This window comes from Enterobacter vonholyi, from assembly GCF_008364555.1.
Taxonomy (GTDB): domain Bacteria; phylum Pseudomonadota; class Gammaproteobacteria; order Enterobacterales; family Enterobacteriaceae; genus Enterobacter; species Enterobacter vonholyi.
This window is the reverse complement of the sequence record NZ_VTUC01000005.1, coordinates 35,025-53,871: the sequence shown is the minus strand read 5'-3', so window position 1 is coordinate 53,871 and position 18,847 is coordinate 35,025. Positions and strand designations below refer to the sequence as shown.

Annotated in this window: 15 protein-coding genes; 4 read left to right on the top strand and 11 right to left on the bottom strand. The window is 57.8% G+C overall.

The features are described 5' to 3' along the window. Nucleotides 1-55: 55 nt before the first annotated feature. Genes cysC through cysG form a run of 4 tightly spaced genes read right to left on the bottom strand, consistent with a single transcriptional unit; the run spans nt 56 to nt 4,362 of the window. Nucleotides 56-661, bottom strand: a complete 606-nt coding sequence (gene cysC / locus F0319_RS08105; RefSeq protein WP_021241908.1) for an adenylyl-sulfate kinase — start codon at nt 659-661, stop codon at nt 56-58. After that, nucleotides 661-2,085, bottom strand: coding sequence for a sulfate adenylyltransferase subunit CysN (gene cysN / locus F0319_RS08100; protein WP_149366640.1), 1,425 nt, complete (start codon nt 2,083-2,085; stop codon nt 661-663). Before cysN ends, cysC begins: the two co-directional genes overlap by 1 nt. A 9-nt stretch (nt 2,086-2,094) precedes the next feature. Then, nucleotides 2,095-3,003: a sulfate adenylyltransferase subunit CysD gene (gene cysD, locus F0319_RS08095; protein WP_006811770.1), complete on the bottom strand. Its 909-nt coding sequence runs from the start codon at nt 3,001-3,003 to the stop codon at nt 2,095-2,097. A gap of 9 nt (nt 3,004-3,012) precedes the next feature. After that, nucleotides 3,013-4,362 carry a siroheme synthase CysG gene (cysG, locus tag F0319_RS08090; RefSeq protein WP_181574044.1) on the bottom strand — a complete coding sequence of 450 codons (1,350 nt, stop codon included), beginning with the start codon at nt 4,360-4,362 and terminating at the stop codon, nt 3,013-3,015. Nucleotides 4,363-4,608: 246 nt separating this feature from the next. Between cysG and F0319_RS08085 the strand changes: the two genes are divergently transcribed. Then, on the top strand, nt 4,609-5,652 hold the full coding sequence (locus F0319_RS08085; protein ID WP_111965451.1) for an aminopeptidase: 1,044 nt from the start codon (nt 4,609-4,611) through the stop codon (nt 5,650-5,652). A 71-nt stretch (nt 5,653-5,723) separates the two neighbouring features. On the opposite strand, the gene cysH is transcribed toward F0319_RS08085, so the two are convergent. From cysH to cysJ, 3 genes are read right to left on the bottom strand one after another with little or no spacing between them, the layout of a single operon-like run. Further along, on the bottom strand, nt 5,724-6,458 hold the full coding sequence (gene cysH, locus F0319_RS08080) for a phosphoadenosine phosphosulfate reductase (RefSeq protein WP_111965450.1): 735 nt from the start codon (nt 6,456-6,458) through the stop codon (nt 5,724-5,726). 15 nt (nt 6,459-6,473) lie between these two features. Then, entirely contained in the window at nt 6,474-8,186 is a 1,713-nt protein-coding gene (gene cysI / locus F0319_RS08075) for an assimilatory sulfite reductase (NADPH) hemoprotein subunit (protein ID WP_008499617.1), read from the bottom strand. Further along, nucleotides 8,186-9,991, bottom strand: a complete 1,806-nt coding sequence (cysJ, locus tag F0319_RS08070) for an NADPH-dependent assimilatory sulfite reductase flavoprotein subunit (protein WP_149366639.1) — start codon at nt 9,989-9,991, stop codon at nt 8,186-8,188. The genes cysI and cysJ overlap by 1 nt, the downstream gene beginning before the upstream one ends. Before the next feature lie 306 nt (nt 9,992-10,297). Between cysJ and queD the strand changes: the two genes are divergently transcribed. Beyond that, on the top strand, nt 10,298-10,660 hold the full coding sequence (queD, locus tag F0319_RS08065; protein ID WP_111965448.1) for a 6-carboxytetrahydropterin synthase QueD: 363 nt from the start codon (nt 10,298-10,300) through the stop codon (nt 10,658-10,660). On the opposite strand, the gene F0319_RS08060 is transcribed toward queD, so the two are convergent. Next, the gene (locus F0319_RS08060) at nt 10,645-12,993 is read right to left on the bottom strand and encodes a helix-turn-helix domain-containing protein (RefSeq protein ID WP_149366638.1); all 2,349 of its coding nucleotides are present in this window, start codon (nt 12,991-12,993) and stop codon (nt 10,645-10,647) included. The genes queD and F0319_RS08060 overlap by 16 nt on opposite strands. Before the next feature lie 171 nt (nt 12,994-13,164). Between F0319_RS08060 and F0319_RS08055 the strand changes: the two genes are divergently transcribed. Both F0319_RS08055 and F0319_RS08050 read left to right on the top strand, forming a co-directional pair. Then, complete coding sequence (locus F0319_RS08055) at nt 13,165-14,334, top strand: M20 aminoacylase family protein (protein ID WP_149366637.1); 1,170 nt, start codon at nt 13,165-13,167, stop codon at nt 14,332-14,334. 27 nt (nt 14,335-14,361) lie between these two features. Further along, complete coding sequence (locus F0319_RS08050) at nt 14,362-15,759, top strand: MFS transporter (protein WP_149366636.1); 1,398 nt, start codon at nt 14,362-14,364, stop codon at nt 15,757-15,759. A 17-nt stretch (nt 15,760-15,776) separates the two neighbouring features. Here the strand turns inward: F0319_RS08050 and queE are convergent, their stop codons facing one another. The 3 genes from queE to F0319_RS08035 are packed head-to-tail and all read right to left on the bottom strand — an operon-like array spanning nt 15,777 to nt 18,769. Continuing rightward, nucleotides 15,777-16,448, bottom strand: a complete 672-nt coding sequence (gene queE / locus F0319_RS08045; protein WP_149366635.1) for a 7-carboxy-7-deazaguanine synthase QueE — start codon at nt 16,446-16,448, stop codon at nt 15,777-15,779. Between the two features lie 54 nt (nt 16,449-16,502). Then, entirely contained in the window at nt 16,503-17,210 is a 708-nt protein-coding gene (locus F0319_RS08040) for an N-acetylmannosamine-6-phosphate 2-epimerase (protein WP_149366634.1), read from the bottom strand. Then, nucleotides 17,210-18,769 carry a PTS transporter subunit EIIC gene (locus F0319_RS08035; protein ID WP_149366633.1) on the bottom strand — a complete coding sequence of 520 codons (1,560 nt, stop codon included), beginning with the start codon at nt 18,767-18,769 and terminating at the stop codon, nt 17,210-17,212. The genes F0319_RS08040 and F0319_RS08035 overlap by 1 nt, the downstream gene beginning before the upstream one ends. Nucleotides 18,770-18,847 lie beyond the last annotated feature (78 nt).

The following is an 18,847-nucleotide window of genomic DNA, read 5'->3' as shown; positions in this document are numbered from 1 at the left end:
TAGTCCTGTGACCGTGACTCATCGTTCGGGAAGACAGCTCCCGAACGATACCGTCTCAGGATCTGATAATATCGTCCCGTCTGAGCAGGTCTAATAATTGGCTTACTAAATTTGTTACCAATTGTTGACCTTCCAGGTGAATTTCAGGCGATTCAGGCGCTTCGTATACCGCGTCAATTCCGGTGAAGTTGCGCAATTCTCCGGCACGCGCTTTTTTGTATAGCCCTTTCGGGTCGCGCGCTTCGCAAACCTCCAGCGGCGTATCGACAAACACCTCGATAAAGCGATCCTGACCGACGCGTTCGCGCACCATCTGGCGCTCGGCGCGGTGCGGAGAGATAAACGCGGTCAGCACCACCAGCCCGGCGTCGGCCATCAGGCTGGCGACTTCCCCGACCCGGCGGATGTTCTCTTTGCGGTCGTCGTCGCTGAACCCTAAATCGCTGCACAGGCCATGGCGCACGTTGTCACCATCCAGCAGGTAGGTGCTTACGCCCTGCTGATGCAATGCCTCTTCCAGCGCGCCCGCCACCGTCGATTTACCCGAGCCGGACAGCCCGGTAAACCACAGCACAACCCCACGGTGACCGTGGAGCTGTTCGCGCTGGGCGACGGTGACCGGATGAGGATGCCAGACGACGTTCTCATCATGGGCAGCCATTACTTGCCTCCCAGCAGATCGCGCGCGCCCCAGTGCGGGAAGTGTTTACGCACCAGCGCGTTCAGCTCCAGCTCAAAGGCGCTGAATTCTGAAGCCGCGGACGCCTGTTTGTTTGGCTCACGGACCATCCCCGCGCCGACGGTGACGTTCGTCAGGCGGTCAATAAAGATAAGCCCGCCCGTCACCGGATTTTGCTGATACGGATCCAGCACCAGCGGTTCGTCGAAGGTCAGATCGACCAGACCAATGCCGTTCAGCGGCAGCTCGGTGACGTCACGCTGGGTCAGGTTGTTGATATCCACCTGGAACTGAATGCCGTCCACGCGGGCGCGGGTTTTCTTGCCGGCGATTTTGATGTCGTAGCTCTGGCCCGGCGTCAGCGGTTGCTCCGCCATCCACACCACATCCACGGAAGCCCCCTGCACGGCGGCCAGCGTTTCCCGGGCATCTACCAGAAGATCGCCCCGGCTGATATCAATCTCGTCTTTCAGCACCAGCGTAACCGCTTCACCGGCGCCTGCGTCCTGCAGGTCACCGTCAAAGGTGACGATGCGGGCGATGGTCGATTCCACGCCGGATGGCAGCACCTTGACGCGCTGACCGACCTTTACGGAGCCTGACGCTAGGGTGCCTGAGAAACCGCGGAAATCGAGGTTTGGACGGTTCACGTACTGCACCGGGAAGCGCATCGGCTGGGTGTCGACCACGCGCTGAATTTCAACCGTTTCCAGCACTTCCAGCAGCGTCGGGCCGCTGTACCACGGCATGTTCGCGCTCTGGGAGGCGACGTTATCCCCTTCCAGCGCCGAGAGCGGCACAAAGCGGATATCCAGGTTGCCCGGCAGCTGTTCAGCAAAGGTCAGATAGCTCTGGCGGATCTCCTCGAATTTTTCTTCGCTGAAGTTCACCAGATCCATCTTGTTGACCGCCACCACCAGGTGTTTGATCCCCAGCAGCGTCGAGATAAAGCTGTGGCGACGGGTCTGATCCAGCACGCCTTTACGCGCGTCCATCAGCAGGATCGCCAGGTCGCAGGTCGACGCGCCGGTCGCCATATTGCGGGTGTACTGTTCGTGCCCCGGGGTGTCGGCGATAATAAATTTGCGCTTCTCGGTAGAGAAGTAGCGGTAGGCCACGTCAATCGTGATGCCCTGCTCGCGCTCCGCCTGCAGGCCATCCACCAGCAGCGCCAGGTCGAGTTTTTCACCCTGGGTGCCGTGACGTTTACTGTCGTTATGCAGGGAAGAGAGCTGATCTTCGTAAATCTGGCGCGTATCGTGCAGCAGGCGGCCAATCAGGGTACTTTTCCCGTCATCCACGCTGCCGCAGGTCAGAAAACGCAGCAGGCTTTTGTGTTGTTGCGCGTGCAGATACGCTTCCACGCCGCCTTCTTTGGCAATTTGTTGAGCAATAGTGGTGTTCATGGCGGCTCCTTAGAAATAACCCTGACGTTTCTTCAGCTCCATGGAGCCTGCCTGGTCGCGGTCAATCACGCGGCCCTGTCGCTCGCTGGTGGTCGACACCAGCATCTCTTCGATGATCTCCGGCAGCGTCTGTGCGCTGGATTCCACCGCACCGGTCAGAGGCCAGCAGCCGAGGGTGCGGAAACGCACCATCTGTTTCTTAATCACTTCGCCCGGCTGCAGGTCGATGCGATCGTCGTCGATCATCATCAGCATGCCGTCGCGCTCCAGCACCGGACGCTCGGCGGCCAGATACAGCGGAACGATCTCGATGTTTTCCAGATAGATATACTGCCAGATATCCAGCTCGGTCCAGTTGGAGAGCGGGAAGACGCGGATGCTTTCGCCCTTGTTGATCTGACCGTTGTAGTTGTGCCACAGCTCCGGGCGCTGGTTTTTTGGGTCCCAGCGGTGGAAGCGGTCGCGGAAGGAGTAGATACGCTCTTTGGCGCGGGATTTCTCTTCGTCACGGCGCGCGCCGCCGAAGGCCGCGTCAAAACCGTATTTATTCAGCGCCTGCTTTAGCCCTTCGGTCTTCATGATATCGGTGTGTTTGGCGCTGCCGTGCACAAACGGGTTAATGCCCATCGCCACCCCTTCCGGGTTTTTATGCACCAACAGCTCGCAACCGTAGGCTTTCGCGGTTCGGTCGCGGAATTCGTACATCTCGCGGAACTTCCAGCCGGTGTCCACGTGCAGCAGCGGGAACGGCAGCGTACCCGGATAAAACGCTTTACGCGCCAGATGCAGCATGACGCTGGAATCTTTACCGATGGAGTACATCATCACCGGGTTAGAAAACTCGGCGGCCACTTCGCGGATGATATGGATACTCTCCGCTTCAAGCTGCCGCAGGTGTGTAAGACGTTTTTGGTCCATAACCGTTCCTTAAGCCAAATTTACAACAGAAGAACCAAAGCCTTCTGTATCGGTTGTGTGTTGGAACCAGGCGAGCGTGCTGTGCAGCTGCACCACTTCACCCACCACTATCAGGGCGGGCATAGGGGCGTCTTTCGCCAGGGTTGCAAGATGTTCCAGCGTGCCCGTCGCAACGTGCTGATCGACGCGCGTGCCGCGAGAAATGACGGCAACGGGCGTCGTCGCCTCGCGACCGTGCTGAATAAGCTGTTCGCTGATGTCCGCCGCCTTCATCGTGCCCATGTATATCGCCAGCGTCTGGCGGCTCTGGGCGAGATGCGACCAGTCAAACGGCGTGCTGTCGGCCTTGTAGTGGCCGGTCACAAAGGTGACGCTCTGGGCGTAATCGCGATGGGTCAGCGGAATACCGGCGTAGGCCGTCACCGCAGAGGCCGCCGTGATGCCGGGCACCACCTGGAACGGCACGCCCGCTTCGGCTGCCGCCTGCAGCTCTTCGCCGCCGCGTCCGAAAATGAACGGGTCGCCCCCCTTCAGGCGCACCACGGTTTTGCCCGCTTTGGCAGCGTCAACCAGCATCTGGTTGGTGTCGTGCTGCGGCACCGAGTGCTCGCCTGCCCGTTTGCCCACGCAGATTTGCTCCGCGTCGCGACGGATCAGCTCGCGCACGCCGTCGGTGACCAGATGGTCGTAGAACACGACGTCCGCGTCCTGCAGCACCTGCAGGCCGCGCAGCGTCAGGAGCCCGGCATCGCCAGGCCCCGCGCCTACCAGGATGATCTCCCCGCCCGTGCTGCCGGGGTTATCCAGTTCATCCTCGAGGATTTTCTGCGCAGCCGTTTCATTGCCGGCATGCATCAGGCTGGCGAAGCGGCCGCGAAACACGCGTTCCCAGAAGCGACGGCGTTCAGTCACGCTGGTCAGGCGGGTTTTCAGGTGGTTACGCCAGTAGCTGGCTTTCTCCGCCATGCGCCCGAGGCTGGTCGGCAGCAGCGCTTCGATTTTTTCACGCAGCACGCGCGCCAGCACCGGTGCGGTACCGCCGGAGGAGATCGCCACCAGCAGCGGCGAACGGTCAACGATCGACGGAAAGATAAACGAGCACAACGGCTGGTCGTCCACCACGTTCACAAGGCGATAACGGGCCTGCGCGGCGTCGGAGATCCGCCGGTTCAGTTCACGATCTTCGGTCGCCGCAATAACCAGCACCACGCTGTCGATTTGTGACTCGTGAAAATCTGCCTCTGCAACGACCTGCACCTGGGCCCCTGCGCGCTGCAGAAACGCGATTTTGCGATCGGCGATTTCACCCGTGCCAACAACCAGCACCGGTTTCTCTTTAATCGCAGCAAATAAGGGCAGATAGTCCACAGGCAACAACTCACTAACAACGAGGAATAGAGGGACTATAGGGGGCGGCTTAGACCGAATGAAATTACGAATTGGAATGAGTAGTTACTCAATGGAATAACGCCGTGAAAATGCTAATACCAAAAAGTGCTTAACGCGCGAAATTTCGGGCATTTAAGAGCAATTCAAATTGTGTATGGACGATCACAGTTTCATACTAGGCGGGTTATTATTTTGCTCTGTTTTTAAGGACTCACTATGTTTTCCGCAACGCGCCACCGTATTGCTGCCCTGGCGCTCGGCGTTTGCTTTATTCTTCCTGCTCAGGCAAAAAACCAACCTTATGGTGAAATCGCCAATATGCAGGCGCGGCATATTGCCACCGTTTTCCCTGGCCGCATGACCGGTTCGCCTGCGGAAATGCTCTCCGCGGACTATCTTCGCCAGCAGTTTGCTGAGATGGGTTACCAGAGCGACATCCGGTCGTTTCACAGCCGCTACGTCTATACCTCGCGAAATAAAACGAAAAACTGGCATAACGTGACCGGCAGTACGGTAATTGCGGCCCACGAAGGCAGCGCAAAAGAGCAAATTATTATTATGGCGCACCTTGATACCTACGCTCCGATGAGCGATGCCGACACGGATAACAACCTCGGCGGGCTGACGCTGCAGGGCATGGACGACAACGCTGCAGGCCTGGGCGTGATGCTCGAACTGGCCGAGCGGATGAAAGATATTCCCACCCAATATGGCATTCGTTTTGTTGCCACCAGCGGTGAAGAAGAGGGCAAACTCGGCGCTGAGAATCTCCTTAAACGCATGAGCGCCGAGGAGAAGAAAAATACGCTGCTGGTGATCAACCTCGACAACCTGATCGTCGGCGACAAGCTCTATTTCAACAGCGGGCAGAGTACACCGGGTACCGTGCGAAAACTGACGCGCGACCGTGCGCTGGCGATTGCCCGCAGCCATGGCGTTTATGCCACCAGCAATCCCGGCGGTAACCCGGATTATCCGCGAGGAACAGGCTGCTGCAACGACGGGGAAGTGTTCGATAAGGCGGGCATTCCTGTGCTGTATGTGGAAGCGACAAACTGGGCGCTGGGCAAAAAAGATGGCTACCAGCAGCGGGCTAAATCGAAAGCCTTCCCGGACGGGACAAGCTGGCACAACGTGATGCTGGATAATCAGCAGCACATCGATCGCGCGCTGCCGCAGCGGATTGAACACCGCAGCCGTGATATAGTGAAGGTGATGTTGCCGCTGGTGAAGGAGCTGGCGAAAGCGGGGAAAGCCTGAGGTTTTTAAGTATAGCGGGGCCTGATGCCCTCACCCCAACCCTCTCCCACAGGGAGAGGGTGGATAAAGGATCACCCTTCGTGCAGCCCGCACTCGCGCTTCAGCCCGAAGAATCGCGTCTCTTCTTCCGCCATTCCCGGTTCCCACTTACGCGTGGTGTGGGTATCCCCCACTGACAGATAGCCCTGATCCCACAGCGGATGGTACTTCAGCCCGTGTTTTTGCAGATACTGGTACACCGTCCGGTTATCCCAGTCGATAATCGGCAGCACTTTAAACACGCCGCGCTGCACCGCCAGCACCGGTAAGGTTGCCCGGCTGCCGGACTGCTCGCGGCGCAGGCCCGCAAACCACGTCTGAGCATTAAGCTCTTTCAGCGCCCGGTTCATCGGCTCGACCTTGTTGATCTCATTGTATTTCTCAATGCCCTCAACGCCCTGTTCCCACAGCTTACCGTAGCGCGCCTCCTGCCAGGCCGCGCTTTCCGTCGCGCGGTAGACCTTAAGGTTCAGCTTGAGCTTGTCCGTCAGCTCGTCAATAAACTGGTAGGTTTCCGGGAACAGGTAGCCGGTATCGGTGAGGATCACCGGAATGTCCGGACGGATCTGATTCACCAGATGCAGGCTGACCGCCGCCTGAATACCAAAGCTCGACGAGAGCACATATTCTCCCGGCAGGTTTTCCAGCGCCCACGCCACGCGCCCTTCGGCGTCCAGCTTTTCAAGGTGAGCATTGGTTTCTGCCAGCGCCAGAATACGTTCGACTTTTGGCAGGTCATTAAGGGCGTTTAGATCGAGTTCGGACATAGTTACCTCTCGTGGTTACTCCCAGAAATCCCTTGCGGGATCGAGCACCGGGCGAATGATGCCCGCACGCACCGTAAAGTCGCCGAAGCCTTCACCCGCTTCGCGCTCTTTCGCCCAGCGCCCGACAAGCTCGTCGATGGAATCAAGAATTTCCGGCTCGGTGATGTTCTCGCGGAACATGCGCGGAATGCGCGTGCCGATACGGTTACCGCCCAGATGCAGGTTATAGCGCCCCGGCGCTTTCCCCACCAGACCAAGCTCGGCCAGCATCGCGCGACCACAGCCGTTCGGACAACCGGTGACGCGCATAACAATATGCTCGTCCGGAATGCCGTGTTTTTCCAGAATCGCTTCCACTTTGTCGGTAAACGACGGCAGGAAACGTTCCGCTTCGGCCATCGCCAGCGGGCAGGTCGGGAACGATACGCAGGCCATCGAGTTTTCACGCTGCGGCTTAACCGCATCCATTAACCCGTGTTCGCGCGCCAGCTTCTCGATCTTCGCCTTCTGGCTTTCCGGCACGCCGGCAATAATCAGGTTCTGGTTAGCGGTAATGCGGAACTCACCTTTGTGGATCTTCGCAATTTCCAGCAGACCGGTTTTCAGCGGACGTCCCGGATAATCCAGAATACGGCCGTTTTCAATAAACAGCGTCAGGTGCCATTTATTGTCGATGCCTTTTACCCAGCCAATGCGATCGCCGCGACCGGTGAATTCGTAAGGGCGGATCGGCTCAAATTTGATGCCCGCACGACGCTCCACTTCCGCTTTGAACGTCTCCACGCCCACGCGCTCCAGGGTGTATTTGGTTTTCGCGTTTTTACGATCGGTACGGTTACCCCAGTCGCGCTGGGTCGTCACCACCGCTTCCGCCACGGCCAGCGTATGCTCGAGCGGCAGGAAGCCGAACTCGCTCGCGGTACGGGCGTAGGTTTTCTTGTTACCATGTTCGATGGACAGGCCGCCGCCCACCAGCAGGTTAAAGCCCACCAGCTTGCCGTTTTCGGCTATCGCCACGAAGTTCATGTCGTTGGCGTGCAGGTCGATATCGTTCTGCGGCGGGATCACTACCGTGGTTTTAAACTTGCGCGGCAGGTAGGTCTGGCCAAGGATCGGTTCTTCGTCGGTGGTCGCGACTTTTTCCTGATCGAGCCAAATCTCGGCATAGGCGCGCGTACGCGGCAGCAGGTGCTCAGAGATCTTCTTCGCCCACTCGTAGGCTTCGGCGTGCAGCTCGGACTCATACGGGTTCGAGGTGCAGAGCACGTTACGGTTCATGTCGTTGGCGGTCGCCAGCGCGTCCAGCCCGACCGAGTGCAGCATCTGGTGCACCGGCTTAACGTTCTTCTTCAGAATGCCGTGGAACTGGAAGGTCTGACGGTTGGTTAGACGAATGCTGCCGTAGATCGTGTTTTCACCGGCAAACTTGTCGATCGCCTGCCACTGCTTGGTGGTGATCACCCCGCCCGGCAGACGGCAGCGCAGCAGCATCGCGTGACGCGGCTCCAGCTTCTGCTCGGCACGCTCGGCGCGGATGTCGCGGTCGTCCTGCTGGTACATGCCGTGGAAGCGGATCAGCAGGAAGTTGTCGCCTTTAAAACCGCCGGTGAGACCGTCATTCAGATCTTCAGCAATGGTGCCGCGCAGATAGTTGCTTTCCAGCTTCATGCGCTCGGCGTCTGTCAGTTTACCTTCGACCACCAGTGGCCCTGGATGTTTTTCGCTCATTAGTAGACATCTCGCTGATAACGGCGCTCAACGCGCAGCTCACTTAAAAATTCATCCGCCGTTTCGGCATCCATACCGCCGAATTCGGCAATCACTTCCAGCAGTGCCTGCTCAACGTCTTTCGCCATGCGATTGGCGTCGCCGCAGACATAAATGTGGGCACCGTCATTGATCCAGCGCCACAGCTCTGCGCCCTGTTCGCGCAGTTTGTCTTGTACGTATACTTTTTCTTTCTGGTCGCGGGACCAGGCCAGATCGATGCGGGTCAGTACGCCTTCTTTCACATAGCGCTGCCACTCAACCTGGTAGAGGAAATCTTCGGTAAAGTGCGGATTGCCGAAGAACAGCCAGTTCTTACCAGACGCGCCGTCTGCCGCGCGCTGCTGCATGAAGGCGCGGAACGGCGCAATGCCGGTGCCCGGGCCAATCATGATGACCGGTGTTTCCGGGTTTGCCGGCAGGCGGAAGTTGTCGTTGTGCTCGATAAAGACGCGCACTTCGCCCTCTTCTTCCACGCGATCGGCCAGGAAGCTCGACGCCCCACCCGCGCGCGCGCGGCCTTCGATGTCGTAGCGCACCACGCCGACGGTAACATGCACTTCACTCTCCACTTCGGCCTGCGAAGAGGCGATGGAGTACAGGCGCGGGGTTAGCGGACGCAGCAGGCCGATCAGCGCATCGGCATCCAGCTGAGCCGGAGAGAAACGCACCATATCGACAATCGGCGTCGTCGCGGCGTAATGCTGCAGCTGCGCCTTGTCGCCCACCAGCGGCAGCAGGGATTCGCTGCGCGTTAAGGTGGCATAATTTTCGACGATATTCGGGGTGTTCACCGTCAGTTCGAAATGCCACTGCAGCGCCTCGGATAACGGCAGCGATTTGCCGTCAACGGTGACAGGCTCGTCGCCTTTCAGCCACAGCAGCTCAACCAGCTCTTTCACCAGCGCCGGATCGTTCTGATACCAGACGCCCAGCGCATCGCCAGGCTGATAGCGCAGCCCCGAGTCGCCTAAATCGATTTCGATATGACGCACGTCTTTTTCCGAGTCGCGGCCGGTAATTTTCTGGTTCACCGACAGGCTCGCCGTCAGCGGCGCCTCTTTGGTGTACGGGCTGGTGTGGATGTCGTTAACAGCACCCGTCGCGGTGAACGCGGCCTGCGTCGAGGTCTCTTTCGGCACGCGCGCTTTTAGCACTTCAACGATGCGGGCACGCCATTCAGCGGCGGCGGTCTGGTATTCGACATCCGCATCAACGCGGTCCAGCAGACGCTCCGCGCCCAGCTCCGCCAGCTTGCTGTCGAAGTCTTTGCCGGACTGGCAGAAGAATTCATAGGAGGTATCGCCCAGGCCAAAGACGGCAAACGCCGTCCCATCCAGCTTCGGCGCTTTTTTCGAGAACAGGAACTTATGCAGCGCCACCGCTTCTTCAGCTGGTTCACCTTCACCCTGCGTAGAGGCGACCACCACCAGCAGTTTTTCCGACGCGATTTGCTTGAATTTATAATCCCCGGCGTTGACCAGGTTCACGTTCAGTTTAGCGGCCAGCAGGTCGTCGCGCAGCGCTTCGGCCACGCGGCGGGCGTTGCCCGTCTGCGAGGCGGAAATCAGGGTAATGGCCGGAATCTCAACGGCCGTAGCCGGTGCACCCGCCACAGCGCCAGGCTGCTGATTGAGCATTCCCCAGAAATAACCGGAGACCCAGGCAAGCTGAGTGGGAGAAAAATCAGAGGTGGCAGCCTGAAGGCGCGCCAGTTGCTCCGGGTTCAGGGGAAGCAAATTTGAAGGTGGGGCCTGTGTTGTCATGCGTCGTTATGTTCCAGTAGCCAAGCGGACTTTAAGCGAATAAATCCAAACTGAAGATAAGGTTAACGGCGAGGATAATAACAATTAAAGAAGGGATGGAAATAATAAATAACCAAATGGACTAACCTGTTTTACTTATCGTTCTTAACAGTAAAAGCGATTAATTAACCTATTGAAATATAATAATAAAATTAACAAAAACTGGACATTTAGCGGCTCAGTACCTATTGAGCCGTTTTAGTTAATGCTAAAAATTGTGCTTTCCGGTACTATGCGGCGGTTTTTTCCGCATTACTGAGAGCGATCATGTCCACCACACTGTTTAAAGATTTCACCTTCGAAGCCGCCCACCACCTTCCGCATGTCCCTGAAGGACATAAATGTGGCCGTCTGCACGGGCATTCGTTCATGGTGCGTCTTGAGATCACCGGTGAAGTTGATCCGCATACCGGTTGGATCATGGATTTTGCCGAGCTGAAGGCGGCGTTTAAGCCGACCTACGATCGTCTGGATCACTACTACCTGAATGAGATCCCGGGCCTTGAAAACCCGACCAGCGAAGTGCTGGCAAAATGGATTTGGGATCAGATGAAGCCGCTGGTACCGCTGCTGAGCGCGGTGATGATCAAAGAGACCTGCACCGCGGGCTGCATCTATCGCGGGGAGTGATTCTCCTCTTCCCCACGCACTTTTAGCGGCGTGAACTCATAGAGCACAAGCGCGTTACTTTCCAGCGATTCTGTAATTTGCCAGCCGTCATAAAGCCGTTCATCGCGTAAGGAAAGCGTTGGGCGCGCTTTGTGCGCAATCCAGCGCCACATCTCCTCATCAGGCCCGCTGTCGCTGTGTACTTCTTCAAGCAATGGGTAGAGCGCACCGTTGTGCCGATCGAACAAATGTCTCTTTATGCGCCAGTGACCGCGCATTCCTCGCAGCTCAAGATGATACTGCTGGCGAAAACGCTGAATAAAAGCCTCCTCGCTGGAGAGCAGAGGATTGAAGACCACCACGTTACGCAACAGCAGCTGATATCGCCCCTGATGGCGGAGCAGCAGCACGCTCTTGTCGTTAACGAGCACCTCTCCCCGCAGACGCTGCCACAGCCAGAGTACCCAATAGATGGGCCGTGGAAGGCCGTGATTATATTGAAGCGCAAGGCTTGATGTATCGAGGGTGTTGTTCGCCCTCGCTTCCCCCTGTAAACCAGAATTAAGCCAGAATCCCGCCAGCCATACCTGTTCTGAAAGCCCGAGCAGATTCTGCATCAACAGCGCACCGCGAAAAAACCAGCCGTTGGTCGCCCGCGTATTCCCCGTAAGAGTATTCCACGAGAGTAACCATACCGGCAGCGTCCGCTGCCGCTGGCGAAGGGCGGCGAGGATCTGGCGGACCTTTAGCACCGGGTAATTTTCAGACGAGGAAAGATGCGCGGGATCCAGCTGCGCCAGATCGAGCAGCTCGTTGGCATCTGCCGGACATGCGAGGAAATCAGCCTCGTCCAGAATGTCAGAACGGAACAGCGCGTCACCGCTCAGCTCGCTACCATCGGGGGAGAAGCGATGCCACACCCCCAATTTTGCCTGCGGAAGGTAGGCCCTCAGCGCCGCCCGCTGCGCCCGCCAGGCGTGCTCCTGGGTTTCCGCGTTTGCCTGGGGAGACCAGTGCATGACGACGTGCCAGCCAGCGGTAATGTCGGGCAAAAATCGGTTAACCGAAAGCTGCAAAAAGCGCGTCAGGAGATCGCAGCGGGTAGTGACCCCCGTGTGCAGCAGGACCGTCCAGCCTTTTTTCGCCACCCAGGTAAACAATTGCTGCAGATGATACCAACAGGCGTAGCCCGCCATTTGGGGATCGTCCCATCCCGTAGCGAACAGACGGCTGCTGAGAAAAGGTTCGGCGATATCAATGCCCTCAATCGGGATCGCCTCGTGTAGCGCCTCCAGATGCCGACGAACATCCTCTCGCAGCAAATCGTCTAGCTCGCGCAGGGTGATGACCAGCCGCGTGCGGCGCAGCGCGGAAGAGAGCGGATAAAGCTGCTGCACATCCAGTATCCGCTCCTGACACGGGGAGTAGGTTAGCGGCGACGGTTCCCAACCGCGGGTCTCAGCGTCGTTAAGCAGGCTAAATAACGTATCTACCGCAACAGGGAAACGCTGTTCATCCACGGTCGTGCGCGGGCGGAACGCAAGGGGACGATGACGCCCGGCCTTACGAAACTCACCCGGAGACATATTGTGATAGCGCTGGAAACTATCGGTCATCATACGTGTGCTGGCAAATCCGTTCTCCAGCGCAATCTGATGCAGAGGGCGGCTGGTGAGACACAGGGCGTCAGCCGCTTTTTCCAGCCGCAGGGCAGTGATGTACTGCATAAAACTGGCTCCCGTCTCTTTTCGAAAGAGACGAGAGAGCCACGCTTCTGAGACGAACTCACTCTCTGCGATTTCGGCCAACGTAATGCGGCGGGTGTAGCTGGCGTCGATCCGCTCAAGTACACGGGCGATGCGCTTGCTTACGTTGGGGTGCTGGTTCCGGGGTTTCTGGCGGACGGGCTGCTGAAAGCGACCAATCAGCAGCAGCAGGATCTCGCTCAGCCAGCGATTCGCCTCCAGCCGGTAGCGATGCGGATCGTTGACCAGCGTCACCACCAGCAGCTGGCGCAGCAGGTGCCGAAGCTCGTCACACTGCGGCCAGCGCCCGCCTGACTCCTCCGGAACCGCGTAATCATGGGCAAAAAAATCATTGTACAGCTGGATTACCCAGCGTCCGGATAGAACGACACGCAGAGTCACATTCGCGTTCTGGCTGATAAGCCTCCATCGCTGATGGCGGTTTATCACTACAAGGCCATTTGTCGGGACCCTTTCTTGTCCCGCCTCGGTTTGCAGTTCAGCTTGCCCTTCCAGCACCCACAGTATCGTCAGCAAATCGCCTTCATCCTGCGCGAACAGGCGAATGTCCTCAACGGCTATCGCAAACTCATTATCACGATGTTCCATTCGCCCCCTCCACGAAGACAAAAAATGACGCACTCTTTTTTGTCATAACCGAATCGTATGAAAAACAATCAGAAAAAAGGCGTCGATTTACAACAAAAAAGGACATTTTCCGGCAATGCGATCGACATAAACTCGAAACTAACACCATTTGGCAGGAAAAGGATAACAAAAATGACACATCCAATTGTTGACGCGCTGCGAGGCTCCGAGGCTCAGTTCACTGAATTACGCCGCGAGTTTCACCGACATCCCGAAACAGGCTTCGAGGAGCACAAAACCAGCGACCGCGTCGCGTCACTCCTGGAGCAGTGGGGCTATGAGGTCCACCGGGGAATGGCCAAAACCGGGGTAGTCGGCACCCTGAAGGTAGGAAACGGCAGCAAACGTCTGGGCCTGCGCGCCGATATGGATGCGCTTCCGATGCAGGAAAATAGCGGCAAAACGTGGAGCAGCACGGTTGAAGGTAAATTTCACGGCTGCGGGCACGATGGCCACACCACTACCCTGCTTTATGCCGCAGAGTATCTGGCCCGAAGCCGCAACTTTAGCGGCACGCTGCATCTGATTTTTCAGCCAGCCGAAGAGCTGCTGTATGGCGGGCGCGTCATGGTTGAAGATGGCCTGTTTGAACAATTCCCCTGCGACCATATTTTTGGCCTGCACAACATGCCCTCCCAGCCGCTTGGGAAAATTGGCCTGCGCGATGGCGCCATGATGGCCTCCTCTGACACCGTTCATATTGAAGTGAACGGCGTAGGGGGTCACGGCGCCGTTCCGGAACACACCGTTGATGCCACGCTGGTTGCCTGCCATATCACCCTCGCCCTGCAGTCGATTGTGTCGAGGAATATCACCCCATTCCAGCCGGTCGTCGTAACCGTGGGCAGCATCCAGGCGGGACATGCCCCGAATATTATTAACGATAAGGTATTAATGAAGCTGACCGTGCGCACGCTGGACGAAGCGGTGCGTCAAACCGTCCTGCAGCGAATCCACGACATTGCCGTGGCACAGGCTGAAAGCTTCAACGCCACGGCCACGATCCGTCACGTCAACGGCAGCCCGGTGCTGCGCAATAGCCCGCAGGCCAATGACATGGTGCGCACGGTGGCGACCGACCTGTTCGGTCAGGATGCCGTCACGTCGGTGAATGCCTTTATGGGAAGCGAAGATTTTGCGTTCATGCTCGAGAAAAACCCCAACGGCTGTTACTTCACCCTCGGCGCTGGCGATGAGCCGGACCGCTGCATGGTGCATAACCCAGGCTACGACTTTAACGACAAACTTCTGCTTACCGGCGCGGCACTCTGGAGTGCGTTGACCGAGCACTATCTGCGCTGATTCGCACCAACCCCGGAGGGCCGAACGATGATTACCGTACCCCTGACAGGCACACCGTCCTACGCCGGTAACGATCGGCTGCTGGCCGGTATTGTGATGAGCGTTCTGACCTTCTGGTTATTTGCGCAGTCGGTGATTAACGTTGTCCCGGCAATGAAAAACAGCCTCGCTATCTCCCTTGAAACCCTCACGCTGGCGGTCAGCCTTAGCGCCTTGTTCAGCGGCTGTTTTGTCGTTGCCTGCGGCGGCTTTGCCGATAAGTTTGGCCGCGTGCGTATGACCTATATTGGCCTCGCGCTGAGCATCATCGGCAGCGCCCTGCTTTTTTTCTCGTGGGAGCCGGTTCTGTTTCTGCTGGGGAGAGCGATACAGGGGCTGTCAGCGGCCTGCATCATGCCCGCCACTCTGGCGCTGATTAAAACCTGGTATCAAGGCAACGCTCGCCAGCGGGCAATCAGCTTTTGGGTCATCGGCTCATGGGGCGGCAGCGGGCTGAGCTCGTTTGTCGGCGGCGCCATCGCCACCACGCTCGGCTGGCGATGGATCTTCATTTTTTCCATGCTGGTGGCAGCGGCAGCGCTGCTGCTGATCCGTGGCACGCCGGAAAGCCGAAGCGACGGCGCGAGCCGCCATAAGCTGGATATTGGCGGTCTGGTGAGCTTTGTCTGCATGCTGGTGCTGCTGAACCTGTTTATCAGCAAAGGCCACAGCTGGGGCTGGAGCAGCGGCCTGTCGCTGCTGGTGCTGGGGGGCGCCGCGCTGGCAGCGGCCTGCTTTGTGCTCACCGGGCGACGCAAGGGTGACGCGGCGCTGATTGATTTTGCCCTGTTTAAAAACCGGGCCTACAGCGCCTCGGTATTCTCTAACTTTTTGCTCAACGGCTGCATTGGCACCATGATGATCGCCAGCATCTGGCTGCAGCAGGGCCAAGGTCTGTCGCCGCTGCAAACCGGCATGATGACGCTGGGATATCTGATTACCGTGCTGGCGATGATCCGGGTGGGGGAAAAGCTGCTTCAGCGCTACGGCGCGCGCCTGCCGATGATGACCGGGCCGCTGCTGACTGCAACGGGCATCACGCTCATCTCCTGCACGTTTTTAAGCAAGGAGATCTACATCGTCACCGTCTTTCTCAGTAACATTTTATTTGGTCTGGGGCTGGGATGTTACGCCACGCCGTCAACGGATACTGCGGTGATGAACGCGCCAGAAAACAAAGTCGGGGTGGCCTCTGGGGTGTACAAAATGGGCAGCTCGCTGGGGGGAGCGATGGGGATCGCGGTTACCGCGTCGCTCTATGCGCTGCTGCTGCCGCTGGGCATGGCCAGCGCCGCACAGTATGCCCTCCTTTTCAACAGCGCGATGTGTCTCGCTTCGGTGGGAGTGACCTGGGCGTTACTCCCTTCAGGTCGTGCCCCGCGATAGGCGGGGCCACGAAAGGGTCAGGCAATATTCAGGTACTTGTGCGTCTGCATCGACAGGCGCCAGTTGCGCGCAATACAGGTATCGATGCACAGGCGCGTCGCGTCGTCTTTCTGGCTGATCGGCTGTAGCGCAATGACGCGCTGCTTTTCATCCGTCAGCGTGGCCAGCAGTTCATCCAGCGCTTCGATATCACGCACGCGCCCTACAGGATGCTTAATCTCATCCGCGCGTTCCAGCGCCTGAGACAGCACGTCATACCCGCCGCGCATATTCACTTTTGGCGATACCGTCACCCAGGTCGTGTGCGAGCAGCGCACTTCATGGGTGCCGCTGGTTTCAATCTGGCAGCTGTAGCCGTTCTTTTCGAGCAGCTCGGTCAGCGGCGTCAGATCGTGGATGCAGGGTTCACCGCCGGTGATCACCACGTGACGCGCGGTCCAGCCCTGACGACCAATAATGGCCAGCAGATCTTCTGAACTGCCCGCGCCCCACTTATCGCTCTCTTTGGTTTTCGCCAGAATGCTAAACAGCGACACTTCCCGATCTGCGAGCTTATCCCACGTATGTTTGGTATCACACCAGGCACAGCCAACCGGGCATCCCTGTAAACGAATGAAAATAGCGGGAACGCCGGTAAAGTAACCCTCGCCTTGCAGGGTCTGGAACATCTCGTTAATCGGGTACTGCATAGTCATCTCAGTAAAGGGGATAAACGATAAGTATCGCAGATCCCCGCCGGATGGTCATGCTCCATCGGTGCTTTGCGCGCCAATCGCCGCCATAAAGCGCTCGGTAATTTGCTGTGGGCGGGTGATCGCACCGCCGACAACGACCGTATGCGCCCCTAGCGCCAGGCATCTGGCCGCGCGTTCAGGCGTATCCACGTTGCCTTCGGCAATTACGGGGACCGTTACGGCAGCCAGCACGGCCTTCAGGAACGCGCAGTCGTTCTCAGGAAGCGAATGGCCCACCGTTTCCGCCGTATAGCCATAAAGCGTGGTGCCGACGCAGTCAAAGCCCAGCGCCTGCGCCGTCACTGCCTCTTCGACCGTTGAAATATCCGCCATCAGCAATACTGAGGAGTAACGTGAGCGTATGCGCGTGACCAGCGTTTCCAGAGATTCTCCGCCGGGACGCTCCCGCGCCGTCGCATCAAGCGCAATGATTTCCGGAGAGACGGCCATGAGCTCATCCACCTCTTTCATTGTCGCGGTGATAAATACCTCGCTTTCCGGGTAATCCCGTTTGATGATGCCGATAACAGGCAAAGAGACCTGCTGCTTAATGGCCTCGATATCCACCACGCTGTTGGCACGAATTGCGGCGGCCCCGCCCTGTGCCGCTGCCAGCGCCATTCGCGACATAATAAACGGGCTATGCAGCGGTTCATTTTCCAGCGCCTGACAGGAGACGACCAGTTTTCCCTTCAGGGTATCCAGTACAGTTTTCATTACGATAAGATCTCTTCCACTTCGTTTTTGATAATCGTGACGTGCGGGCCATAGATGACCTGAACACCGTTGCCGCGCACGATAACGCCGCGCGCCCCGGTGGCTTTCAGCGCCGAGTCATTCACTTTGCTGCCGTCCTTGACCGTAACGCGAAGACGCGTGGCGCAGCAGTCCACCTCTTCCAGATTGTCTTTTCCGCCTAATCCGGCGATCACCGCAGCGGCGCGTTCGTTTTGCGGCAGGCTGACCTCGTCAGCCATCGCCTCCTTTTCCCGACCCGGCGTGGCGAAATCAAAACGGTTAATCAGATAGCGGAAGGTTAAGTAGTAAAGGAAGAACCACGGTACGCCGACCAGCGGAACGAACATCCAGTTGGTTTTGGCCTCCCCCTGCAAAATGCCGAACAGCACGAAGTCGATGAAACCGCCAGAGAAGGTTTGCCCGATGGTGATATGCAGCATGTGTGCGAGCATGAACGCCAGCCCGTCAAACAGCGCATGAATGACGTAAAGCACCGGCGCAATAAACAGGAAGGAGAACTCAATAGGCTCGGTAATCCCCGTCAGGAACGAGGTTAACGCCGCAGAGAGCAGCAGCCCGGCAACGCGCTTTTTGTTCTCGGGTTTTGCCGTGTGGTACATCGCCAGGCACGCCCCGAGCAGGCCAAACATCATCGTAATAAAGCGCCCGGACATGAAGCGTGACGTGCCCTCATAGAAATGCTGCGTGTTCGGGTCGGCCAGCTGGGCAAAGAAGATCCGCTGTGTGCCTTCCACGAGGTGTCCGTTGACGATTTCACTCCCGCCAAGCGCGGTAGTCCAGAAAGGCAGATAGAAGATGTGGTGCAAACCAAACGGGCCCAGCATGCGGAGAATAAAGCCGTACAGCAGGGTGCCCAGATAACCCGTAGCATCCACCAGCCCGCCGAGACCAAAAATCAGCTTCTGGAAATGCGGCCAGACCACGGTCATGAGCGCACCGACGAGTATCGCCGCCAGGGAGCTGATAATGGGGACAAATCGCGAGCCGCCAAAAAAGCCCAGGAACTGCGGAAGCGCAATCTTGTTAAAACGATGATGGAGCGCGCAGGTCACCAGTCCAATCACCACGCCGCCAAACACGCCAGTTTCCAGCGTCTGAATACCCAGCGTCATGCCCTGCCCCACGGCCCCCGGATTCTCCTGCGCCAGTTTGCCGGTGAGGATCAGCAGCGCGTTGATGGTGGCATTCATCACCAGAAACGCGAGTAATGCCGCCAGCCCGGCCGTGCCCTTATCGCTTTTTGCCAGCCCGACGGCCACCCCAACGGCAAACAGCACCGAGAGGTTCGCAAACACGATGGATCCTGCGCTGCTCATGATGGTGAAAATGGCCTGCAGCCAGCTCACGTCTAAAAACGGATAGGCTGCCAGCGTGTTGGGATTCGATAGCGCGCCGCCTATCCCCAGCAGCAGACCCGCCGCAGGCAGCACGGCAATCGGCAACATAAAGGATTTGCCAAAGCGCTGCGCTTTTTCAAACCATCCCCCTGAAGAAGCCCCACTTAATATTTGCATCATTTTTTCATCCCCTCATTAAACGATGAAAATTTTTACCATATAAATATTTAATAGTGAAAATTATCATCACAAACCAGG